We start from the raw sequence: 23,218 nt of genomic DNA on the forward strand, positions 1-23,218 counted from the left end.
CTCTTATTTTCATGTACTTTTGTGGTCAGATGAAAGGGGAAAACTACTTTACTTGTTTATAGTATTCCTGAAAGACATCGAACTCGTTTCGAACTTTATTGACCTCAACAGAGATTTTCTCATTCAATATTTTGGCATAAATCTGTGTAGTCGTGATGTTTGTATGTCCCAACATTTTAGAAACACTTTCTATTGATACGCCTTTGGTCAGCATAATTGTTCCAAATGTATGGCGTAATGTATGCGTTGTAAGCTTCTTATTTATAGAGCATAACGAAGCAATTTCTTTCAGTAGGCTAGGCCAGCAGCGCTTTGCCATCTCGCGATGGTAAGTTTCCGCTAGCCTGCCCCCGAACCGTACGTACATGTCTCCATGTATACGGCTCTCCATTGTCAACATAACTTTACTTGTCATAGCTTTTATGGATTAATGCATCGCAATCGTGGCAGACTGCGAGAGTTTTACGATGGCGTTTAATCATCATGGTGTTCCATCTCGTATCCGCTTTGAGCTGATTGATGTTCCTTACATGATGCATCGCAAGGTCATCAGTAATTCCACATAATTCACACCTTCTCTCTTTGAGCCTCTCCACAAGTGTTGGAGCAGGCAGATACATGGTGTTTGGAATGTTGTCGTAATGATTATCCTCATAGATGTTCGTGAAGTGTTTGCATCTGAATCCGCCATTATACCATACTCTTTGTTTCCCGTTGCCCTTACTATCCCTGTAGGGGATTACCACATTTGTTCCGTCTTTATACTTTTCAAGTATTTGTCCGACGGTTCTTTTGTGTTTACGCCCGAGAGTTTTGAGCATGCTATACTTCAAGAAGTAATTGAACTTCCATCCCCAATAGCCAATATTGTCTGCGATGGAATAGTAGTTGTAGAATCCGCGCAATTCAAGATTGTATTGCGCCATGATATCAGCATCCTGCCTATTCACCATGTATTTACGAGACGAGGGCTTAAGCGTTTCTTTCCTGTTGACTTGAGTGATAAGCACCGCATCGTAGGCATGAAGACGTTTTAGCACGGTTTCGTAAGATATTTTCAGAACAATCGTTCCCAGCCACGGGCGGCGTTGTAGTCCGCTCCGTGTGCGTTTATGATCCATAGAACGACGTGTCGAGATTTCATACCCGAGGAATTTTGCAGGTTTCTGTGCATTGGTAATCAAAGTCTTCTCCTCTGACATTTCCAATTTGAGCTTTTCTTGCATAAAAGCCGTTATATCAGCCTTTATTTTCTCGCACTCTTCTTTGCTACCAATCACTCCGATAAGAAAGTCATCGGCATACCTCACATATTTCAGTCTTCTGAATGTGTCGTCTATATTCCTTGTCGTTGGTATGGTTAGCATTTGCTTGCGCATTTCGGCTATTTTGGATTTCAGTTCGATTTTTCGGGTTTCATCCGTTTCTTCTTCAATTTTCCATCGTAATGCATTCGTATATGGCTTCAAGTATCATATGTGCCACTTCCTGTACGAGTTTGTCTTCAAAAGATGGAATGCCCAACGGACGTTTCTTCCCATTCTTTTTTGGAATGTACACTCGACGTGCAGGGTGGGGTTGATACGATTCGTCTCTCAGACTTGCCACCAATTTCTGTATGCGGTCAATGCTCATTCTGTCGATGGTTCTACCGTCGGTACCCGGTGTCATATTACCTTGATTGGCATATTTACGTTGATAGGCAACGAAGAACATTTCCTCATTAAACAGAATTCGGTAAAGCCTTGCGTATCGGTAACCCGAATCTTTGCTATGTTCGCATAAAGCGTTTAATACTTGCGCTGGATTTCTCATACGTCTCACACGTTTTCCTTTGTTTGTATTAAGCTGACAACTGCTTCCCTTCGCCATGTACAAGGCGTTACCCTGCTCAGACTACTACGGAAGCTCCGTTTCCATATCGGGTATTCAGTATCTTCATACATAGCCCTTGTTTTTTTTGGGGGGGGCATCCCGACTTAGGAAATCCCCGTTTAGTTTCGTAATGACTATTAGCGCGACAGACTGTCGGATGCAACTTTCGTTCGTTTCTGCGCTTATCGCGGTTGTGCCGTAGCAGTGTTCTATGCTCTCAAAGGCTACCTGACAATTGAGAGAACTACGGTGTGACAATACAACTGCCTTTCGTCACAGGGTCAACACGCCCCACTGAACTATCGTTCAACCAGTATAGGCTTCATCCTCGTGTCTGTCTTTCTCCCCAGCGATGCACTCGCCTTTGGCAATTAAAGCGGCCATGCTGTAACCGACATGCGACACTCCCCATTGGGTTTTCCCTCTGGATAAGTCGGTTGGGAGTAGACTTGGAACCTAGTCTAGTCTTTTGCTAAAGAGACATTCATTACGCAACCTTTACGGGCGCACAGTATGAGTTCATCTTTTGGTTAGTAATGACAGGTAACGCTTTGTCATTCTCAAAAGGAATATCCTTGTATTTTTCGAGAATTGATTTACTATGATTGTTTAATTCAATAATCAAACTATCGGATGTTTTTACAGTGATAATCTCGATATGGTTGCCTTTTATATCACTTCTTTTAAGATTCAATACATCGGAATGTTGAAGTCCTGTGAAACATTGAAAAAGAAAGACATCACGAACACGATCAAGGTATTTTTTGTTTCAGGAATTTGATATTCTCTTAATTTTGTGAGTTCTGCCCATGTTAAGAAGATTACTTTCTTTTGAGGTTAGTACCGCCGGGGCTGCAATGGGATCGGTATGGCCTTTATCTTTAAACCATCGAAAGCCATTTACCTCTGTGGGCAATGATCCCGGTGCAGGATACGAGGGGATTATGGGTATATGAATAGGGAATTATCTGTTTTTTTCTTCAGCTGAACGTTGAAAAAACTCGTTCAACCAATAGTACATATCAATTTCTGTATCGATATTCAGTTTTTTTCTGAGCCGGTATTTACGATTTTCGATTGTCCTGAATGAGCGGTGGGTAAAATCAGATATTTCTTTGTTGGTAAATCCAAGATAAATAAAGGCAAGCATCTGTAATTCACTTAATAATAGATTGGGATAGTGCGCAAAAAGTATATTTGTAAAATTAGGATAAACCTTTTGAAATTTAGGCATGAAAGCCGGATCATTTTTTTTTGCCAGTTCTATCACCTCTGTTAATGATCTATTTATCATCACTTTCTGTATTTCTATTTCCTGTCCCTTTTGCCGGTAAGATTTTACTTTATATCGTTTGCTAAATAACCAGATAAAAACTAAAATGCTCAATAAGATGATAATAGCAACTCCCGAAATAAAATATCTTTTATTTTGCTCAGTCTTCAATTCTTTTTCCTGGTTTATCAATAATGTAATCATGTTTTTGGCTGCTTCCAACTTATTTTTGTCAAGTTCCTTCTCAATAAGAAATTTCTTATTCTCAAATTCCAAGGCAGTAGCAGTATCATTGAGTAATAATAATGTTTTGCTCAAACGTTCATAATTTGAGGGATATGCCGCTTTTAAACCCAATTCATCAAGATTTGCCAATGCCTTGTAATAATAGTACAATGCAGAGTCTGTATTATTAATAGATAAGAACATGTCTCCTTTATGGAAATAGATTCTTTGATAATAAGGATAGTTGTATTTACGCGCCAGCTCAATGGCTTTATTGTAGAAATGATGCGCCGAGTCTATTTTATTTTCATATACCTTGAATGTTCCCAGATCAGTATATGCATTAATAAGGGCTGTGTGTGCAATAGAGTCATCCATAGAGGTCAATATTTCAATCTCTTTATGAGTATATAACAGTGCTGAATCCAAACAATCAATTATCATATACAGATGTGACAGATTCTCATAGGCGAGAGCGGTAAAATAATCTCTATGTAATTGTTGACTTATCTGTTTCGTATAGGTAAGACTTTTTAAAAACTCATCTTTAGCCTTTTCCTGTAAACCCAGATAAGAATAAATTCGAGCTCTTATGCTGATGAATTCTGATTTTAATTGGGGATTTCTATCAGCGTATCCTTCTCCAAGAGTAATATACTGCATTGATTTATCATGATTCCCGGTGTCAAAAAGTGCTTGTGAAATATAAAAATATGATTCAGCTATACCCTTACGGAAATTTGATGATTGGGCTAATTCAAGAGCTTTAAAAGCGTATTGGAGGCTGCTTTCAACATCGAGTGAAGCACTATAATCCTGAGCGAGGTCGAGTAGGCTATCCACCTCGTATCTAATTTTTACCGACGGCGTTTTATGCTTTGAACAGCTGGCTAGCAATAAAAAGGCCAATGAAAACAGTGAGATTGTTTTCATTATTGGAGATATCATAATTGACATAACATGTCTAATTTTGAAAAGCAAATAGTTTTGGTTTCATATGTTGCAAAAATATTATTTTCCTCGGCTAATAGGTCAGAAAGGCACACTCTAAATACACTCTATCCTCTAAATCATCCATTTTTTACTTTAAAAGTATATGATTCTCTGTTTTTTTAACCAAAGTATCTATTTTGTATGGGCAACCAAGTGAACCAAACAGATGTACAGAATGAATACCGATCCGTGGCAAATTGTACATTCGTGCCAATGTTGTGTGGGTGTGTATCCTGATAAAAGACAAACCCCGGTTTTCGGGGTTTAATTATGAATGGGTGGCAGGGATCCATTTAATCGATTCACCGCCTTCTGTTCCCTTTTCCTTCATTCCTGAAGTTGGCCACTTCTTTCTGGATAAAATTCCTTTCGGCCTGTTGGGCTTTGTAGAGCTTCTCAGGGGAGAGTACTTTCTCGAATTTAGCCGCATATTCCTTGTCGAGAGCAGCCTCCTGAAGTTTTACCTCCACATCGTCGTCCAGCATTTTCCTGTACTCTTCCTCCGAGATATTGCTGTTATCTTTTATACTTTGCACTTTTTCGCGGTGAGACCTACGCAGTCTGAATTTCTTTTGGTCCAATTCATTGCTCAAAGGAAAATATTTGTTTGACTCCTCCTGGGTGAGCTCCGCCTCTTTTGTTACGAATTCTTTTTTTCTTTTTTCATAATCCGCCATATTCATTTTCCTATCTTGGGAGATTTGGGAAGAGAGAATAAAGAAATGAACGGGCAGTATAAGTGCGCACAAAAGCAAAATAACATTTCTTCTCATTACAAAATTCTTTTTAAAATGATGTATGATACTTTTAGTTTAAATAATACTGATGATATATATAATCGAAGTAGCTGTCTTCCATCAACTGCTCTTCGAGATATTGATAGAATTCCTCTTCGGTTATTTGTACGGTAGACCAGTAATTATCTATATAGACGTTTGATTCCGAGAATGTTTTCCGTACAGCAACATGGTTCTCCACCAGATTATCACCATCGGGAGTTTTCACTAGGAAGTTGATAGTGATGTAAAGGCCTATGAACATAGCAGCCAGATAGACCCATGGCTTTGCTTTATCCCACATTGAGACCGGCTCAGGAATTACTATCTCCCTTTCCGGGAGGCGATTCATTATTTCTTCATTGAATTGCGCGAAATAATTCTCGGGAACTTTGAAAGGACTTTTAGTCTTATCGATTTCTTTTAATTTGTTAATTTTTGTTTCCATACCTCTTATTTTTGCGCTGGCCTGTTGAATAGACTTACTAAATCAATAAAAGTTTAATGGGGTTCACTTAAAAATTTTTCAATTTTTTTCACGGCGTGGTGGTAAGAAGCTTTGAGGGCACCCACTGAAGTCCCAAGAATATCAGACATATCTTCATATTTCATCTCTTCAGAGTATTTCATCTGAAAGACAAGGCGCTGTTTTTCAGGAAGGGTGAGAATCGCTTTTTGCAGAAGTTTTTGTGCTTCGTCGCCATCAAAATAAGGGTCGCTTTCCAACGTATTAAGTAAAAATGAATCATCCTCGTCCAGGGAGGTATTGTTCTGGTTTCGCTTCTTGTTGAGAAAAGTGATGCTTTCATTAATGGCTATGCGGTATAACCAAGTGGTGAGTTTGGCTTCACCTCTGAAATTCTCCAGATTCATCCAGGCTTTTACAAATACATCCTGTAAAATGTCATTGGTATCATCGTGCGAAAGTACCATCTTACGTATTTGCCAGTAGAGCCTTTCACTGTATTCAGAAACAAGTCTGGCAAATCCTTTACGACTTGTCTGCGGATCACGCAATTCTTCCAAGAGTTGTTCCTCGTTATTCATTTCCCTTTTATATATGGAATTCGATGCAAAGGTAAAAGATTTTTATGAACTTCCACTATTCGTTGTTATCTCCTTTTTCAAACCAGATCACGAAGTCTACAGCCTCTCCCGGATTTTGCTGCCACCACTCCAATGATTCGGGAAAATAAGATACGCTGATATAGCGGCAGAAAGTATCATAATATTCTGATTCTGCAATATGTGTGAAAAAAGGAACGTAGAAAGTCCAGAAAATACCTTCTTTGTCTCCCACACTCTCTTTGACCAGGACTTTCATGATCTCTTTATTGACGGTTTTGAACAAAACAAAATCATCGTTTCCCCGTTGGGTGCTTTTCATATAGTTGAGTGTCGTATTGATGGCATTATATACAAGGTTGCGATTGAGTCCTGCTTCGTTGGTCAGAGGAGGTATTTTATCGGTAGGAGGCGAAACACCCGCTTTTTTATTTATCATTTGTTGCTGGATAAACGACCGTTTTACGGGTTCTTCGGCGGTCTTGATACGCATGATATGGAGTATTTCCTCAAATGCATTTTTCGACCGTTTACTGTCTGGTTCAAGTAAAAGAAACATCTGGAACGATAATAAGCTTTGCACCCACAGCCCATTATCATTAAGCGCGTAAGCGTTCAGCAAAAAAGCCCCGCTATGTGATTTGTCGAGATCGATCGCTTTTTTTACATGTTCCAGCGTTTCATCGATATTCCCTTTGTTATAATAGTTTAGCGCAAGATTGAAATGCAGCAGGTATTCATCCCCGTTTTTTTTCAAGCCTTCCAGAAGAAGTGTGATTGCGTCATCCACCTTGTCCATCCCTGCCAATGCTTCACTCTTTACAGCATAGGCACCGGAGGAAAGTTTTTTGTCATTTGAATTGATCACAGTCGTACTATATTCGGATGCATTTTGATAATCTTGCAAAGCAAGATAAGACAATGACATTTCATAAGTGGCCTGTATTGATTTGGGATCGAGTTTCAATGCCTCGTTATATTTTGCGATAGCTTCCTTGTATTTACCCTCATCATGCAACTCCACTCCTTCGTGAATTAGTTCTTCCGCATTGATACTCTGTCCGTAAGAGAATAACAGTATCGATGAAATAGCCAATATGGTAATGAATAATATAGTCCTTTTCATTATTGCACGCTTTTTTTAACGGTTAAAAATAGGACAAAAAAAGATAACCACCGGTTTTTGTTGATAAAATAACCCTCTTTTGTAACACAAATAAACAAATAGTGGATGAAATAAAATGATTTTTACATTTTTTGGTATCACCATAAAGTTAATTACCTTTGTCACTTCTATTAAATAACAATTATGCAGTATATACAAGTACAATTCAATTGTGAGCCTAACACGGAAATATTGACAGACGTACTTTCGGCCCAGTTGGGAGAGATCGGCTTCGAATCTTTTATCCGGACTGAAGCCGGTGTGGACGCTTATATTCCGGGGGGGATGTTCTCTTTGGTTGAAGTGGACCGCCTTCTTAGCGATTTTCCATTGAAAGGCAAAATTACTTATTCCTGTCATAAGATGGAGGATCGAAATTGGAATGAAGAGTGGGAACAGCATTATTTTCAGCCTGTGGTGATCGATGATATACTGTGTATCCATAGTTCTTTTCACCGGATCGGGGGAGATTTCAGATACCGTATACTGATTGATCCGAAGATGGCATTCGGTACGGGACATCATCAGACTACGGAATTAATGATGAGAGAACTGTTGAAGATGGACCTGCATGACAAATCCCTCCTCGATATGGGTTGTGGAACTGCTGTCCTGGCCATTCTGGCCTCTATGAAGGGAGCTTCGGCAATTACCGCAATCGATATAGATGAATGGGCTTACCAGAATGCGGTTGAAAACACCCGGTTAAATAATATTGATAATATAAAGTTGAGACAGGGTGGGGCTGAGTTGTTGGGTGAAGAGACCTATGATGTGATTCTCGCCAATATTAACCGTAATATCCTTTTGCGGGATATACCTTATTATAAGAAAGTATTAAACAAGCACGGAGTGCTGATAATGAGCGGTTTTTATAAGGAGGATATCAATGCTATCCGCGCTGCGGCGGAGGCACAAGATGTGACATACCTTCATTTTTCGGAAATAGATCAGTGGGTGGCTGTTACATTTTGTTTTCAATAAAATAAGCACTAACTTTACGCCAATTTTTCAAAAAGTTCAAAAAATTAATGTGTTTAGGTTGTTAAATTATGGAGTGGTTGATGGAGTTGGTTACCGGAACGGGTATAGCACACTCAATACTGGTGATTGCCCTTGTAATATCAGTAGGGTTGTTGTTAGGCAGGATAAAAATCTTCGGAGTTTCACTTGGAACGACCTGGATCTTATTTTTCGGTATATTTCTGGGGCATATAGGGCTGCAGATCGATGATAACGTACTCCATTTCCTGAAGGAGTTTGGGTTAATCCTGTTTATCTATTCCATTGGTATGCAGGTAGGTCCTAGTTTCTTTTCATCGTTTAAGCAGGGCGGCATCACACTCAATATGCTGGCATCGGGTGTAGTATTGCTGGGAGTATTCATCACTTATATTATACACCTTGTAACCGGATTGCCTATTGCAACCATGGTGGGAATATTGTCGGGGGCGGTTACCAATACGCCGGGACTGGGAGCGGCACAACAGACCTATACCGATGTGACGGGAGTTACCGATCCTACTATTGCTACCGCTTATGCAGTGGCATATCCATTGGGAGTAGTGGGAATCATCATGAGTATTGTCCTTTTCAGGTATATTTTCAGGATCAACTTTGAAAAAGAAAACAGTGCTTTAGATAACAATGACGCATCTAAAATGATGGAAGCGCATATGTTTTCGTTACAGGTAGTAAATCCCTCCATTTTTGGTAAAAATATAAGAGAGATAAAGCGGGTGATTGATAAGGAATTTGTCATATCGAGGATATTACATGTAAAAAATGGAGTGTTGGTTGTTCCTCGTACTGATACACTCCTCCAAGAGAATGACAAGATATTGGTCGTCTCCAACTTTAAAAATATTGATGTGATTGAAGCACTTATCGGACAACGTATCGATATGGACCGGTCGGAATGGAACAAGTTGGATTCTCAATTGGTATCCCGCAGGATATCGATTACCAAGTCGGCAATCAACGGGCGTTCCATCGGCAGCCTGAAACTACGTAATATATTCGGCATAAATATCACCCGTGTAAATCGTGCCGGGGTGGATCTGATCGCCGATTCGAGGCTTCAGTTGCAATTGGGCGATCGGGTGACGGTAGTAGGATCGGAAGAATCTATTACCAATGTAGAGAGGTTTCTCGGAAATTCATTGAAACGTCTTAGGGAGCCCAACCTGATTTCTATCTTTATAGGTATTGCCTTGGGAGTACTGGTAGGAAGTATCCCTTTCCTCATTCCCGGTGTTCCACAACCGGTAAAACTGGGATTGGCAGGGGGACCGCTTATTGTGGCTATCCTGATCAGTAAATTCGGGCCCAAGTATAAATTGGTGACTTACACCACGATGAGTGCTAACCTGATGTTGCGGGAAATAGGTATTGCCTTGTTCCTTGCCTGTGTGGGCCTCGGCGTCGGAGGCGATTTTGTGGAAACGGTAGTGAACGGTGGTTATAAATGGATTGGCTATGGTGTCATCATCACTGTAGTACCACTGCTCATCATCGGTATCATCGGACGGAAGATATGCAAGTTAAATTATTTCGCATTGATTGGATTGATAGCGGGTAGTATGACCGATCCTCCTGCCTTATCTTTTGCCAACACAACTGCGGGGAATGATATCCCTGCGGTGAGCTATGCGACCGTCTACCCGCTTACGATGTTTCTCAGGGTGATTACAGCACAGCTGTTGATTCTGATTTTCCTATAAATGACACATCTTGTATTTACTATCAATTATCATACAGCCGGCGGAGAACAGGTTTGCCTTTGCGGATCAACCTCTGAACTGGGAGGTGACAATGAACGGGATGCAGTTATCCTTACTACAGGGGACGGTCATAATTGGTCCGCTGATGTGGATATAGAGGAGACGACCGTCATTGCATATTATTATTTTATCAGGAAGGGGGGAGATATCGTTCGCCGTGAATGGGGAAATCCCCGGAAGCTTTCCATTACCCAAAGAGAGAAAAAAACTGTCATTCAAGACCTTTGGAAGAATAAACCCACTCATTCGTATCTCTATTCCACTGTTTTTACCGATACTGTTTTCCGGCATGAGAAAAGCGCTTTTCCTTTAAAGTATCCCGCCCGGGCTGTCCTGTTGAATATAGTTTGCCCTTATGTCGCATCCGGCCAGATACTGGTGATTAGCGGTAGTTGTGAAGCTTTGGGTGAGTGGGATCTGGCACAGGCCAGGCCTCTTGCCTATATGGGGGATGGTGAATGGCAGGTACTGCTCGATGCGGAAACGTTACCCGCCGTGAGTGAGTACAAATTTGTGATTGTAGATAAGATTACCGGTAAAGCTATACATTGGGAGGATGGTGTAAATCGCTTATTAACAGTGAATAAATCGGGGAAAGAAGATGTTATTCAGGTCGAGATGGCGTTGCAGTTCCATTATCAAAACTTTATTTATAAAGGAACAGGAACAGCCATTCCGCTTTTCTCTCTAAGAACGGATGATAGTTTCGGGGTGGGTGATTTTGCCGATCTCCGCAAAATGGTAGATTGGGCAGTACTTACCCGTCAGCAATTGATCCAGCTATTGCCGGTAAATGATACCAGCGTCACCAAAACCTGGCGTGATTCTTATCCCTACAGTGCTATATCTGCTTTTGCACTTCATCCTATCTATTTGGGATGCAGCGACTATCCCATAAAATCTAAACGGAAGCAAAATGCTTTCCTCAAAAGAGCACGGGAACTGAATCGTTTGACGGAACTGGATTATGAGAAAGTATTGTCTTTAAAATTCCATTATAGCCGGGAATTATTTATGCAAGAAGGAGAGATGGTACTCGCTTCGGAGGAGTATCTCGCATTTTGGGAGAAAAATAAATCATGGCTGTTCCCTTATGGATGTTATTGTTATTTGCGCGATAAACAAGGGTGCGCCAATTTCAGGGACTGGGGTGAATATGCCACTTATCACGAGACATTACTTAAGCAAATGGTAGATTCAGATACCGTCGCAAGGGAAGAAACGCGATACTGGGCATTCCTTCAATTTCTGCTTCACCAGCAATTCTCTGCCGTAAAACGGTACGCAAATAAAAAAGGTATAGTCCTGAAAGGAGATGTCCCTATTGGTATCAACCGCAACAGCGTCGATGCATGGGTTGCTCCCGGACTGTTTCATATGGATACCCAAAGCGGTGCACCACCTGACGATTTCTCTTTCTTTGGCCAGAATTGGGGATTTCCTACATACAACTGGCAAATGATGGAAAAAGATGCTTATGCATGGTGGGTGAGTCGTTTCCATAAGATGGCGGACTACTTTGATGCTTATAGGATCGATCATATCCTGGGGTTCTTCCGCATTTGGGAAATACCACTCGATGCTGTGCAGGGTTCACTTGGCCATTTCAGTCCGGCGCTTCCTTTCCGGGTGGAGGAGATCAATCGTGCGGGAATTCCTTTTGATGAAGAGCGGATGGTACAGCCATTCATCCATGAGCACTTTCTGGATGATATTTTTTCCGGATATACCGGAGAGGTGGAGAGAGAATATCTTGAAACAACCGGAAAGCAGCGATTCAAACTGAAGCCGTATTGTGATACCCAACAAAAAATCAAGCAACTTTTTGAAAATAAGAGTGATGACAAGAGTAGGCAGATCCGCGACGGGCTTATGTTGTTATGTTCGGAGGTACTCTTCGTAAGGGATCCGCAAGATCATCATTGTTTTCATCCGCGTATTACCGCACAATATACCCATTCCTATCAAAACCTGGACGAGTACATGAAGGAACCGTTCAACAAGCTGTATGATGAATTCTATTATCATCGTCATAACGATTTCTGGCGTGAAGAGGCGATGAAAAAATTGCCGGTACTTATTTCCTCCACCAGGATGATGGTTTGTGGTGAAGATCTGGGAATGGTGCCTGACTGTGTACCGTTGGTGATGCATGAATTGCAGATGTTGAGTTTAGAGATCCAGCGGATGCCGAAAGATCCGCATACCATTTTTACTGATTTGCAGGGAGTCCCTTACCTGTCGGTTTGTACGACCTCTACCCACGACATGTCACCCCTCCGTTTGTGGTGGACCGAAAACCGGGAAATTACCCAACGCTATTATAATGAAGTGTTGCACCGAGAAGGTGACGCTCCTGCCGAGTGTGGTACCGATATCTGCCGGCAGATCATAGAACAGCATCTCCGGTCGTCGTCCATGTGGGTGATCATTCCGCTACAGGATTGGCTATCGATCGATGATAAGTTGCGAAATCCCGATATTGCCGGTGAACGTATTAATATACCGGCAAACCCCGAACACTATTGGCGGTACAGGATGCATATCTCTCTGGACGATCTGCTGAAAGAAACCGACTTCAATGGAGAATTGGCGATGCTTGCAGGGAGGAGGTTTTTAGAATGAGAAACTGGGTGACAAGGGAACTGGAACTGGGAAAAAAGGGGAGAAAAAAGAGGGTAGAATCACTGCGATTTACCCTCTTTTCAAATTATGTTGTTTCCATCTCATTACGCTTTTCCGGCGCTTCCCAATACGCTTTCGGTTTTATGCATATAGAGTTTTTTCAACTCGTCGCGGGCCGGACCGAGGTATTTGCGGGGATCGAATTCAGCCGGTTTAGTGGCGAATACTTCGCGTATGGCAGCTGTCATTGCCAGACGTCCGTCAGAATCGATATTGATTTTGCATACAGCCGATTTGGCTGCTTCACGCAATTGCTCTTCGGGGATACCGATAGAATCGTTTAGTTTCCCTCCATATTGGTTGATGGTCTTTACATATTGCTGTGGAACAGAAGATGAGCCGTGGAGTACGATGGGGAATCCCGGAATACGCTTTTCAATTTCTTTCAGGATATCGAAACGCAACGGTGGTGGTACCAATACACCATTTTCATTGCGGGTACATTGCTCGGGAGTGAATTTGAAAGCTCCGTGAGAAGTACCGATAGATATAGCCAGCGAGTCCACGCCGGTACGGGTTACGAAATCCACTACTTCATCAGGTTCGGTATAAGTATGGTGTTCTGCCTGTACATCATCTTCGATACCGGCCAGTACTCCGAGTTCTCCTTCTACGGTCACATCATGCTGGTGAGCATATTCTACTACTTGTTTTGTGAGTGCGATATTTTCTTCATAGGGAAGATGTGATCCGTCGATCATCACTGAAGAGAAACCATATTCAATACAACTTTTACAAAGTTCGAAGCTGTCACCATGATCGAGGTGGAGTACAATGGGTATTTCATACCCCAGTTCTTTTGCATATTCCACAGCGCCCTGTGCCATGTAACGCAGTAATGTCTGATTGGCATATTTACGTGCACCACTCGATACCTGCAGGATTACAGGAGATTTCGTTTCAACGCATGCCGAAATGATAGCCTGCAATTGCTCCATGTTGTTGAAGTTGAAAGCAGGAATGGCATAACCCCCCTCTATAGCCTTCTTAAAGATCTCTCTTGAGTTCACTAAACCCAATTCTTTATAACTTACCATTGTTCTAATTGTTTATTATGGATTGAAAAATCTGAAATAATATCACAAAAATACGACATAATCTGCAATATGAGAAATTTTTCTGCGAAAGAGTCATTAAAAATGATTATTCAGCCCTAAAAAAGACAAACAGAAGTGAGCATAAATCCTTTCAAAAGAATTGCGAATCAATTTTTTTCTTCTTATTTTTGCCATCGATATATTAGCTCATATTGCATTTGGTCAGGAAGAATGTAATGAAAGTTTTTTATCACCTATTCTAATATTATTTACAACAATTTACAAATTTTACTTATGATGATCTTAGGAATACCGAAGGAGATTATGCAAGGAGAAGCCCGTGTTGCAGCAACCCCTGAAACTGTGAAAAAATTCGTGAAAGATGGGTTTGCGGTATTGGTAGAAACCGGTGCCGGAGAAGGTTCACATTATTATGACAATCAATATGCGGAGGCGGGAGCTGAATTGGTTGCCGATCCAAAGCAACTGTTTGCCAGGGCCAATCTGATTCTAAAGGTAAAGGAGCCTCTTTTTAATGCGAATGAAAATATGCATGAAGTGGATATGATGCATGAAGGACAATATATTATCACCTTTATTCATCCCGCTTCACCGGTAAATCACGAAATGGTGAAGAAACTGGCTGCTGCGGGAGTGACGGGCTTCACACTCGACGGGGTTCCCCGTATCTCACGGGCACAAAATATGGATGCACTTACATCGATGAGTACCTGTGCCGGTTACAAGGGAATGATTATGGCGGCCGACGATCTTTCTTATTTCATGCCACAGATGTTTACCGCGGTAGGGATGCTTAAGCCGGCCAATGTACTTGTAATTGGCGTGGGGGTAGCCGGCTTGCAGGCGCTGGCTACTGCCAAGCGGCTGGGAGCCGTTACTTATGCCATGGATATTCGTCCGGCGGCCATTGAACAAGCAAAAAGCCTTGGTGCAAAAGTGATAGAATCGGGAGTGCCGGCAGAAATGGCTGTCGGGGAGGGTGGCTACGCTAAAAAACTTCCTGAAGAATGGATACGGAAGGAACGGGAAGAATTGAATAAAGTATTGAAAGATATGGATATTATTTTCCTGAGCGCCCTGGTTCCGGGAAAAGTGGCTCCTATTCTTATTACCGAAGAGATGGTGAAGGAGATGAAGAACGGCTCTGTCATTGTGGATGTCTCTATCGATCAGGGAGGAAACTGCGCAATTACTCCGGCAGGAAAGAAGGAAGTGAGGCATAATGTGACTATCAATGGAATAAAAAATATACCCGGGTTAATTCCTACAAGTTCTACATGGATGTTTGCCCACAATGTTTATCACCTGGTGAATTATCTGGTGAAAGAAGGTCGGATCACGCTCGATATGAACGATGAAATTACTCGTTCCATCCTGGTAACTCATGATGACAAGATCGTGCATGAAGGTACGCGTGAAGCAATGGGGATATAACTAAAAATGAACAATATGAACCCTGTTATCTTGGTACTGGTTTTTATAGTTGCCTCTGTTGTCGGTTACCTGATCATCAGGAATGTGCCGAGTTTACTGCATACACCCCTCATGTCGGGAATGAATGCCCTCGCCGGCATCATCATCCTTGGTGCTCTGGTAGTGGTGGGTCTTTCAGATTCTGAGGCCACAGGTGCAAGGCTTGCGGGGCAAGTGCTGGGGGGACTGGCAGTGATAGGCTCCATCGTGAATGTAGTAGGGGGCTTCGGCGTAACCCACAGGATGTTGAAGATGTTTGACAAAAAGAAAAAATCGGGTAAATCATGAGTAATACCATATATATAGTAATCTGTGTCATTCTGTCGATAGCCGTATTGGTAGGTATTTCGCTCATGAGTAAAGTAAAGACCGCAGTGGCCGGTAACCTGCTCAGCGCATTGAGTGTTTTTGCAGGGATGGTTGTCACATTGCTTCATTACAATATTGTATCGGTATGGAGTATTTACCTCTATATACTAATAGGAGTATTGATAGGGAGTGTATTAGCGGTCAGGGTGAAAATGATCCAGATGCCACAACTTGTGGCATTACTCAATGGTATAGGTGGAATAGCCGCGGCTCTGGTGGGGATCTTGTCCCTGCTTGGTATTGGTGTCCCTGATGGAGGATATCCCGCTTTCGAAAGATTCACTGCAATGTTGGCAGTAGTGGTAGGGCTGGTCACCTTTACCGGAAGTATGGTCGCGGCCGGTAAACTCCATAAACTCTTACCACAAAAGCCGGTTATCCTGAAAAATCATGAAGCATTGTTGAAGATAAGCCTTGTGATAATGATTGGGGTAATTCTTTTTTCTGCTTTTCCGATAGATAATACTTTTTGGATTGCGGTTGTACTGATCGTAAGCATCGTAGTGAGTTCCTTCTTCGGTTATGCTTTTACCATCAGGGTAGGTGGTGCGGATATGCCCATCACCATCTCCCTGTTGATTTCGCTGAGCGGAGTGGCCGGTGCCATTGCCGGGATGGCGCTCAATGATCTGTTGTTGGTATCGGTAGGCGGTATTGTCGGCGCCTCGGGGCTGCTTCTCACTCAGATTATGTGTCGCGCGATGAATCGAAAACTGGTTGATATCCTTACTGGTAAAACGTCAGTAGCGAAACCAACCACTGAATTACCTGAAACAGAAGAGAAAGCTGAAGTTACACAAGAAACGGACGCCGAAATCCTGAAATCGGCCAAGACGGCCATTATTGTTCCCGGCTACGGGATGGCGTTGGCCCAGGCACAGCTTTTAGTACGCCAGTTGGCTGATAAGTTGGAAGCCAATGGAACAAACGTTAAATATGCAATTCACCCTGTAGCCGGACGTATGCCCGGCCATATGAACGTATTATTGGCGGAGGCGGATGTACCCTATGAACAACTCTACGAAATGGAGGCTATCAATGATCAATTTGTGGAAACTGATATAGTGATCGTAATCGGTGCTAATGACGTAATCAATCCTGCAGCTAGGGATGCCAAGGACACGCCCATATATGGAATGCCGGTATTGAACGTAGATCATGCCAGGGAAGTTTTTATCTGTAATTACGATTTGAATCCCGGTTATGCGGGTGTAGATAATCCATTATACAAACGGAATCATGGTATTCATCTACTGATAGGGGATGCAAAAGATTCATTGGGCAGGATTATTGACCAGATCGGACCGGGCAATCCTATGTAGAATGAGGGTAGTCCCGAGTCATCAAGCTTAAATCACAGGAATGGAGAGAGGAATTGGGGTATTTTTTATCAATTAGTGATAATTCCTCTCTCCTTTTTTTGAAAATATGAAAAATTTATTTTTCTTTGTTTATCCTTATTAAAAACATTTATAAGTAACCCCCAATTTATAGTCATTGACAATGGAAAATTTCAATAAGAACAGCGAAATCCAAATTGAATTAAGCGATGAGATTGCACAGGGTGTCTATTCCAATCTGGCAATTATATCTCACTCCACGTCGGAGTTTGTTATTGATTTTATTCGTATTGTGCCGGGGGTTCCCAAGGCAAAAGTCAAATCCAGAATCATTCTTACGCCTGAACATGCCAAAAGGTTGTTGATGGCGTTGAAAGACAATATTGATAAATTTGAACAGCAAAATGGCACGATCAGGATCCAGAATGATCCCGGATTCCTGCCTCCTCTCGGGGGAATTGGACAGGCTTAGATGTGTTGTATTTTTTAGACGAAGACTTATTATTTAATTTAAAAATCACAAAAATGCAGGGCATGTATATATTTAGCTATACGTGGAAGCTTAATTAACAGATTAATCAAGACTAAATACTCAAAACTTATGGATTTACTAAGTATTTCTACTGTCAATTGGTCGAGGGCACAATTTGCTCTTACGGCCGGTTATCACTGGATATTTGTCCCGATCACTCTTGGTTTAGGGCTTATTATGGCCATCATGGAAACGATGTATGTGAGGACGGGAGATATAAAGTGGAAAAATGTGACCAAGTTCTGGCAAAAGATTTTCAGTATCAATTTTGTCATCGGTGTGGCTACGGGCATTATCCTTGAATTTCAATTCGGTACCAACTGGTCGAATTACAGTTGGTTTGTAGGAGATATTTTTGGAGCTCCCCTTGCCATTGAAGGGATTGTTGCTTTTTTTCTGGAAGCTACATTTATTTCAGTTATGCTTTTTGGGTGGAACAGAGTAAGTAAAAGAATGCACTTGGCGTCTACCTGGTTAGTATTTCTTGGCGCTACTTTATCTGCCTTCTGGATTCTGGTTGCCAATGCCTGGATGCAATATCCGGTGGGGATGGAATTCAATCCTGATACAGTGCGCAATGAAATGGTCGATTTTTGGTCGGTAGTAGTTTCACCGGTAGCGGTCAATAAATTTCTGCATGCCGTTTTTTCCGGCTGGGCTATAGGAGCCGGTCTAGTGGCGGGTGTTGCCGCCTGGTACCTGTTGAAAAGGCGCCATCATGATTTTGCACTGAAAAGTATGAAAGTCGGCGCCATTGTGGGACTGCTGGCATTTGTAATGTTGGCAGTTACCGGCGACGGTTCTGCCCACGAAGTATCGCAGAAACAACCGATGAAACTGGCAGCTATGGAAGGTCTTTATAAAGGGAAAGAAGGCGCTGGGTTGGTTGCTATCGGTATGTTAAATCCTGCCAAGCAAGCTTACGACGATGAGATAAATCCTTATATTTTTAAGTTGGAGATACCCAAACTCTTGTCTTTCCTCGGATACCGGAACCTGAATGCATTTGTGCCGGGAGTCAAAGATATTATAGATGGAGGTTATACGCTTCAGGACGGCGCCACAGCCCTTTCTTTTGAAGAAAGAAAGGCCCGCGGTGAGATGGCTATTCAGGCGTTGGCCGATTATCAGACGGCAAAGGCAGAAGAAAAGGAGGCGATAGCAGCGGGAGATAGGGATAAAGCGACCGCCGCAAGTGAAGCAGCAGCTAATCATGAGACTATCCTGAAGGAAAATTACGCACATTTTGGATATGGTTATCTTGAAACCGGAACCGACCTGATTCCCAATCTACCTCTTACGTTCTATTCTTTTCACCTTATGGTGATCATAGGACTCTACTCCATTCTTTTCTTCGCTATCCTTCTTTATTTTGTTTATAAGAAAGAACTCCATAATACGAAATGGTTGTTATATATAGCATTATGGAGCATACCTCTGCCTTTTATTGCAGGACAGGCAGGATGGGCTGTGGCCGAAGTGGGGCGGCAGCCATGGACTATCCAGGACATTCTTCCGGTACAAATAGCCGCATCTGCTGTTTCGGCCGGAAATATTGCTGCTACATTCGTCATTTTCACGGTGTTATTCACGGGGATGCTTATTGCGGAGGCGACCATTATGGTAAAACAGATTAAGAAAGGGCCCGATCCGATTGCCGGAGAAGAAGCCTGATCCTAATAAGATAATTAAACAGACTAAAAGAAAAATACAATGATAACTTACGATTTTCTACAGAAATACTGGTGGTTGGTAATGTCGCTCCTGGGCGGATTACTGGTATTCCTGATGTTTGTTCAGGGCGGCCAGTCCATGTTGAATTCCCTCTCTAAGAAAGAAGATGAGAAAAGATTGCTGATCAATGCACTGGGACGCAAATGGGAATATACTTTCACCACATTGGTTACTTTTGGAGGGGCTTTCTTTGCTTCGTTTCCCCTTTTTTATTCTACCAGTTTCGGGGGTGCCTACTGGGCCTGGATGATCCTGTTGTTTTGTTTTGTATTACAGGCCATATCCTATGAATATCAATCCAAACCGGGTAATATTTTCGGTGCAAAGACCTATAGGGCATTTTTATTTTTGAACGGCGTATTGGGTACATTCCTGCTGGGAGTAGTGGTAGCTTCTTTTTTTACCGGATCCGAATTTACAATAGGGAAAGGTAATATTGCCGGAATGGGCACTTCAGGCTTTACCATCAGTCAGTGGCAGAATCCACTCCACGGACTTGAATTATTGGCGAATGTAAGAAACCTCTGCCTTGGGCTGGCGGTACTTTTCCTTGCCCGTACCCTTGCGAGCCTCTTCTTTGTGAATCGCCTCGATCATGAGGTTCTCGAAAAGAGATCCCGCAAATTTACACTATACAATGGGATACCCTTTGTGGTTTTCTTCCTTATATTTCTAATCTGGACTCTTCTGGCCGAAGGATATGCTGTGAATCCTGATACAGGTCAGGTATATATGGAAAAGATGAAATACCTGCATAATTTTATCGATATGCCGGTCATACTCATATTTTTTGTGTTAGGGGTATTAGCAGTGCTGTATGGAACTTTCAATACGGTCTTTAATCCCGGCTTTAAAAAAGGAATCTGGTTTGCCGGTGCGGGAACAATCGTGACGGTGACCATGCTGTTGCTGGTGGCAGGATATAATAATACTGCATATTATCCCTCATCGATTGACCTGCAGAGTTCGCTTACGTTACAAAATTCATCATCAAGCTATTTTACACTGTCGGTAATGGCAGTAGTATCACTACTTGTTCCCTTTGTGATTGGTTATATATTTTATGCATGGAGATCGTTGGAAAAAAAGAAGCTGAATTTGAACGATCTGGAATCAGATGGGCATGCTTACTGATTCCTGAGGGAAATTTTTATTTCTATTAGTATAATAAATGAGGATACGAATACCCGGTATCCTCATTTATTATAAAAGTAAAATCATTGCGGGATGATATTCCCGATAAAATGTGTAAATTTGTACCGGTCATTTTTAAAGTCTTTCTCTATGGGTATGTATCGTAGAATATCTGTTTTCATGTTGCCTGTGGCTGCGTTATTATTTGCCACCTGTTGTAACCAACGGGGCAAAAGCAGTATGTTCAGAAGTGAAAATAACGTTGAATTCGATACGGTCAGCGTAGTTGCCCATCACCATCTCGAGGGGGACACGGCAAATCCTTACTGTAATATTTTAGTAGATTTTGTTTATCCTGTTACCAGTAATAAGATGAATCTGGAGGGACTGCAGAAATTTTTTATCCGGAACGTGTTGGGAGTGCCGTACGATACATTGTCTCCTTCCGATGCCGTCGGGGCGTATGTGCGGGATTATATCGAAAATTATACCGCCGATGCCAATACATACCGGGAAAGTGTGGATGAAATCAAAGAGTTCAACAGTCTTATTTCCGGTATGAATGTTACCGAGAGCGAACATTATGTACAGGATTTTTTTTATTCCTATTACGAGACTCTTTCGGACTCAATAGTCTATAACCGACATGGGGTCCTTTCATTCCAGGTGAAGCAATCGAATAATAAGGACGGCGCGGTTTCATATGATTCCTACCGTAATTATGTGTTGAATCTAGGAACAGGAAAACCGGTCACGGAGAATGATATCTTCAATCCGGGATATGATCTGTTGATGCAACGTTTTATCGTGGCGGCGCTACAGGAACAATGCAATGTGGACAGTGTGGAAGAATTAGAGGATATTGGTTTTTTTGGCGTGAGGGAGATTATGCCCAATCAAAATTTTTTACTAAACGATAAAGGAATTATTTATACTTTTAACAAGGGTGAATATTCAGCTTATCAATTGGACGCACCTGTTATATTCATTCCATATGAAACGATTCTTTCCTTATTAAAGGAAAACAGTATCGCTGCTAAATTAGCTAATTTGTAGTGAAAAGTATTGAAACTTATTTTCCGAGACTTACTGAGCATCAGAAACAGCAGTTTAATGCTCTGCCTGATTTATATGCGGAATGGAATGCCAGAATTAACGTGATATCCCGTAAGGATATTCAAAATCTCTATCCGCATCATGTATTGCACTCACTGTCTGTTGCCCGGTATATCCGGTTTACTTCCGGCTCCACTATTCTGGATGTGGGCACAGGAGGCGGTTTTCCCGGTCTTCCTCTTGCAATATTTTTCCCGGAGGTGAAGTTCGTATTGCTCGATAGTATTGGTAAGAAGGTGAAAGTGGCGGAAGAAATTTCCGAAGCAATCGGATTGGAAAATGTGGAAACCGTGCATTCACGGGTAGAGCAAGAGAAAAGGAAATTTCATTTTGTCGTGAGCCGGGCAGTGATGCCATTGCCTGAACTTGCCAGGATTACGCATAAAAATATTTCCGGAGAACAGATCAATGCTTTGCCTAATGGCATTATATGCCTGAAAGGAGGAGACCTCTCGGCGGAGGTACATCCTTTCAGGCAGGTAGCGGAAATTGTTTCCCTCTCTGATTATTTCTCAGAGCCGTTTTTTGAGACTAAAAAGCTGGTGTATGTACCGCTGAGTTCATGATTATTGCGAGTTCCATACACCGACAAAAAAATAAAATAATTGTATGAATATAAAAACATTCGAATTCAATCCGTTAGGAGAAAATACATACGTGTTGTCAGACGAAACCAACGAATGTGTGGTCATTGATCCCGCTCCTTTTTATCCCGATGAAAAGGAACTCCTGCTCAGTTATCTTCTTGACTACGGTTTTAAAGTAAAGCACCTATTGAATACTCACCTGCATTTTGATCATATTTTTGGCATCAATATGCTTACCTCTCAATTCGGGCTTACGGTAGAATGTCATCCCGACGATCTTTTTCTCTTGGAGGATATTCCCGGGCAGATGCAGTTATTCGGGTTGTCAACTGGGAATATTGACTTTAAGCCCGCAAATGTGAATTATTTGAATGAAGGCGATATCATCACGTTTGGAAATCAGTCGCTGAGGGTATTCCATACCCCCGGTCATTCTCCTGGCAGTGTGGCGTTTTATCATGAAGCGGATGGTTGTGTATTCAGTGGCGACCTGCTCTTTTATTCGGGAGTAGGGAGGACCGACTTGCCGGGCGGAAGCTACGAAGAGTTGGTACACAGTATAGAAACCAAGATGTTTACCCTGCCTGACAGCACTGTTGTTTATTCCGGGCATGGACCTGCCACTACCATCGGCTTCGAGAAAAAGAACAATCCTTTTGTTGGACAATAAAAAATATAATTAAATTCCTCTCTTGCTTTATGATAAAAATGGAACAATTTAAGAACCGGCATATCGGTATAACCGAATCCGATAAAAAGAAAATGCTCGAAGCAATCAATGTTTCTTCGATGGGTGAACTGATCGACCAGACAATTCCTTCAGATATCCGTTTGACGAAACCGCTCTCTTTGCCCGAGGCACTGTCGGAGCATGAGTATGCTGAGGAAATTGCCCGCATCGCTTCTCAGAATAATCTCTTTACATCCTATATAGGCATGGGCTGGTATGATACGGTCACACCTGCCGTGATTTACCGGAATGTGTTTGAGAATCCGGTATGGTATACTTCTTATACTCCTTATCAGGCAGAGATT

General features: G+C 42.0%; 19 protein-coding genes and 3 pseudogenes. 13 read left to right on the plus strand and 9 right to left on the minus strand.

The window, feature by feature from the left end:
- Window positions 1–43: 43 nt before the first annotated feature.
- The 8 genes and pseudogenes from B4G81_RS02435 to B4G81_RS02470 all read right to left on the minus strand — a co-directional run bounded on the left by B4G81_RS02435 (window position 44) and on the right by B4G81_RS02470 (window position 7,333).
- On the minus strand, window positions 44–415 hold the full coding sequence (locus B4G81_RS02435) for a tyrosine-type recombinase/integrase (RefSeq protein WP_294079707.1): 372 nt from the start codon (window positions 413–415) through the stop codon (window positions 44–46).
- Window positions 405–1,815 (minus strand): annotated as a pseudogene (locus tag B4G81_RS02440) (reverse transcriptase domain-containing protein). The gene B4G81_RS02435 and the pseudogene B4G81_RS02440 overlap by 11 nt, the downstream one beginning before the upstream one ends.
- A gap of 571 nt (window positions 1,816–2,386) precedes the next feature.
- Window positions 2,387–2,709, minus strand: a pseudogene (locus B4G81_RS02445) (site-specific integrase); the annotation flags it as partial.
- Window positions 2,710–2,839: 130 nt separating this feature from the next.
- Entirely contained in the window at window positions 2,840–4,306 is a 1,467-nt protein-coding gene (locus tag B4G81_RS02450; protein WP_294079709.1) for a tetratricopeptide repeat protein, read from the minus strand.
- A 362-nt stretch (window positions 4,307–4,668) separates the two neighbouring features.
- A complete protein-coding gene (locus B4G81_RS02455) occupies window positions 4,669–5,139 on the minus strand; it encodes a hypothetical protein (RefSeq protein WP_294079712.1) in 471 nt (156 codons plus the stop codon).
- Between the two features lie 34 nt (window positions 5,140–5,173).
- On the minus strand, window positions 5,174–5,590 hold the full coding sequence (locus tag B4G81_RS02460) for a hypothetical protein (RefSeq protein ID WP_294079713.1): 417 nt from the start codon (window positions 5,588–5,590) through the stop codon (window positions 5,174–5,176).
- Window positions 5,591–5,643: 53 nt separating this feature from the next.
- A complete protein-coding gene (locus B4G81_RS02465; RefSeq protein WP_294079715.1) occupies window positions 5,644–6,189 on the minus strand; it encodes an RNA polymerase sigma factor in 546 nt (181 codons plus the stop codon).
- A 55-nt stretch (window positions 6,190–6,244) separates the two neighbouring features.
- Window positions 6,245–7,333, minus strand: coding sequence for a tetratricopeptide repeat protein (locus B4G81_RS02470; RefSeq protein ID WP_294079716.1), 1,089 nt, complete (start codon window positions 7,331–7,333; stop codon window positions 6,245–6,247).
- Window positions 7,334–7,516: 183 nt separating this feature from the next.
- Here B4G81_RS02470 and prmA point away from each other — a divergent pair, with 183 nt between their 5' ends.
- The 3 genes from prmA (at window position 7,517) to B4G81_RS02485 (ending at window position 12,780) form a co-directional block, all read left to right on the plus strand.
- A complete protein-coding gene (gene prmA, locus B4G81_RS02475; RefSeq protein WP_294079718.1) occupies window positions 7,517–8,356 on the plus strand; it encodes a 50S ribosomal protein L11 methyltransferase in 840 nt (279 codons plus the stop codon).
- 68 nt (window positions 8,357–8,424) lie between these two features.
- Entirely contained in the window at window positions 8,425–10,095 is a 1,671-nt protein-coding gene (locus B4G81_RS02480; RefSeq protein ID WP_294079720.1) for a putative transporter, read from the plus strand.
- A complete protein-coding gene (locus B4G81_RS02485; RefSeq protein WP_294079722.1) occupies window positions 10,096–12,780 on the plus strand; it encodes a 4-alpha-glucanotransferase in 2,685 nt (894 codons plus the stop codon).
- A gap of 104 nt (window positions 12,781–12,884) precedes the next feature.
- Here B4G81_RS02485 and B4G81_RS02490 read toward each other — a convergent pair whose 3' ends face one another.
- Window positions 12,885–13,877 carry a class II fructose-bisphosphate aldolase gene (locus tag B4G81_RS02490; RefSeq protein WP_294079724.1) on the minus strand — a complete coding sequence of 331 codons (993 nt, stop codon included), beginning with the start codon at window positions 13,875–13,877 and terminating at the stop codon, window positions 12,885–12,887.
- Window positions 13,878–14,174: 297 nt separating this feature from the next.
- Here B4G81_RS02490 and B4G81_RS02495 point away from each other — a divergent pair, with 297 nt between their 5' ends.
- The 10 genes and pseudogenes from B4G81_RS02495 to B4G81_RS02540 form a co-directional block, all read left to right on the plus strand.
- On the plus strand, window positions 14,175–15,332 hold the full coding sequence (locus B4G81_RS02495; protein ID WP_294079856.1) for an NAD(P) transhydrogenase subunit alpha: 1,158 nt from the start codon (window positions 14,175–14,177) through the stop codon (window positions 15,330–15,332).
- Window positions 15,333–15,347: 15 nt separating this feature from the next.
- Entirely contained in the window at window positions 15,348–15,659 is a 312-nt protein-coding gene (locus B4G81_RS02500; protein WP_294079726.1) for an NAD(P) transhydrogenase subunit alpha, read from the plus strand.
- Entirely contained in the window at window positions 15,656–17,062 is a 1,407-nt protein-coding gene (locus B4G81_RS02505; protein WP_294079728.1) for an NAD(P)(+) transhydrogenase (Re/Si-specific) subunit beta, read from the plus strand. Before B4G81_RS02500 ends, B4G81_RS02505 begins: the two co-directional genes overlap by 4 nt.
- A gap of 181 nt (window positions 17,063–17,243) precedes the next feature.
- Window positions 17,244–17,552, plus strand: coding sequence for a DUF3467 domain-containing protein (locus tag B4G81_RS02510; protein WP_294079730.1), 309 nt, complete (start codon window positions 17,244–17,246; stop codon window positions 17,550–17,552).
- A gap of 129 nt (window positions 17,553–17,681) precedes the next feature.
- Window positions 17,682–19,286, plus strand: a complete 1,605-nt coding sequence (locus B4G81_RS02515; protein WP_294079732.1) for a cytochrome ubiquinol oxidase subunit I — start codon at window positions 17,682–17,684, stop codon at window positions 19,284–19,286.
- A gap of 39 nt (window positions 19,287–19,325) precedes the next feature.
- On the plus strand, window positions 19,326–20,480 hold the full coding sequence (gene cydB / locus B4G81_RS02520; protein ID WP_294079734.1) for a cytochrome d ubiquinol oxidase subunit II: 1,155 nt from the start codon (window positions 19,326–19,328) through the stop codon (window positions 20,478–20,480).
- 156 nt (window positions 20,481–20,636) lie between these two features.
- Entirely contained in the window at window positions 20,637–21,536 is a 900-nt protein-coding gene (locus B4G81_RS02525) for an RsiV family protein (protein ID WP_294079736.1), read from the plus strand.
- Window positions 21,536–22,162, plus strand: a complete 627-nt coding sequence (rsmG, locus tag B4G81_RS02530) for a 16S rRNA (guanine(527)-N(7))-methyltransferase RsmG (protein ID WP_294079738.1) — start codon at window positions 21,536–21,538, stop codon at window positions 22,160–22,162. The genes B4G81_RS02525 and rsmG overlap by 1 nt, the downstream gene beginning before the upstream one ends.
- A 43-nt stretch (window positions 22,163–22,205) precedes the next feature.
- A complete protein-coding gene (locus tag B4G81_RS02535) occupies window positions 22,206–22,853 on the plus strand; it encodes an MBL fold metallo-hydrolase (protein WP_294079740.1) in 648 nt (215 codons plus the stop codon).
- A gap of 38 nt (window positions 22,854–22,891) precedes the next feature.
- A pseudogene (locus B4G81_RS02540) lies at window positions 22,892–23,218 on the plus strand (glycine dehydrogenase (aminomethyl-transferring)); the annotation flags it as partial.

This window comes from Proteiniphilum sp. UBA5384 (assembly GCF_002410825.1).
Classification (GTDB): Bacteria; Bacteroidota; Bacteroidia; order Bacteroidales; family Dysgonomonadaceae; genus Proteiniphilum.

Excerpts from the sequence above, each read along its gene's own strand:
- B4G81_RS02435 (WP_294079707.1), bottom strand. The coding sequence starts at position 415 with ATGACAAGTAAAGTTATGTTGACAATGGAGAGCCGTATACATGGAGAC.
- B4G81_RS02450 (WP_294079709.1), bottom strand. The coding sequence starts at position 4,306 with ATGAAAACAATCTCACTGTTTTCATTGGCCTTTTTATTGCTAGCCAGC.
- B4G81_RS02455 (WP_294079712.1), bottom strand. The coding sequence starts at position 5,139 with ATGAGAAGAAATGTTATTTTGCTTTTGTGCGCACTTATACTGCCCGTT.
- B4G81_RS02460 (WP_294079713.1), bottom strand. The coding sequence starts at position 5,590 with ATGGAAACAAAAATTAACAAATTAAAAGAAATCGATAAGACTAAAAGT.
- B4G81_RS02465 (WP_294079715.1), bottom strand. The coding sequence starts at position 6,189 with ATGAATAACGAGGAACAACTCTTGGAAGAATTGCGTGATCCGCAGACA.
- B4G81_RS02470 (WP_294079716.1), bottom strand. The coding sequence starts at position 7,333 with ATGAAAAGGACTATATTATTCATTACCATATTGGCTATTTCATCGATA.
- prmA (WP_294079718.1), top strand. The coding sequence starts at position 7,517 with ATGCAGTATATACAAGTACAATTCAATTGTGAGCCTAACACGGAAATA.
- B4G81_RS02480 (WP_294079720.1), top strand. The coding sequence starts at position 8,425 with ATGGAGTGGTTGATGGAGTTGGTTACCGGAACGGGTATAGCACACTCA.
- B4G81_RS02485 (WP_294079722.1), top strand. The coding sequence starts at position 10,096 with ATGACACATCTTGTATTTACTATCAATTATCATACAGCCGGCGGAGAA.
- B4G81_RS02490 (WP_294079724.1), bottom strand. The coding sequence starts at position 13,877 with ATGGTAAGTTATAAAGAATTGGGTTTAGTGAACTCAAGAGAGATCTTT.
- B4G81_RS02495 (WP_294079856.1), top strand. The coding sequence starts at position 14,175 with ATGATCTTAGGAATACCGAAGGAGATTATGCAAGGAGAAGCCCGTGTT.
- B4G81_RS02500 (WP_294079726.1), top strand. The coding sequence starts at position 15,348 with ATGAACCCTGTTATCTTGGTACTGGTTTTTATAGTTGCCTCTGTTGTC.
- B4G81_RS02505 (WP_294079728.1), top strand. The coding sequence starts at position 15,656 with ATGAGTAATACCATATATATAGTAATCTGTGTCATTCTGTCGATAGCC.
- B4G81_RS02510 (WP_294079730.1), top strand. The coding sequence starts at position 17,244 with ATGGAAAATTTCAATAAGAACAGCGAAATCCAAATTGAATTAAGCGAT.
- B4G81_RS02515 (WP_294079732.1), top strand. The coding sequence starts at position 17,682 with ATGGATTTACTAAGTATTTCTACTGTCAATTGGTCGAGGGCACAATTT.
- cydB (WP_294079734.1), top strand. The coding sequence starts at position 19,326 with ATGATAACTTACGATTTTCTACAGAAATACTGGTGGTTGGTAATGTCG.
- B4G81_RS02525 (WP_294079736.1), top strand. The coding sequence starts at position 20,637 with ATGTATCGTAGAATATCTGTTTTCATGTTGCCTGTGGCTGCGTTATTA.
- B4G81_RS02535 (WP_294079740.1), top strand. The coding sequence starts at position 22,206 with ATGAATATAAAAACATTCGAATTCAATCCGTTAGGAGAAAATACATAC.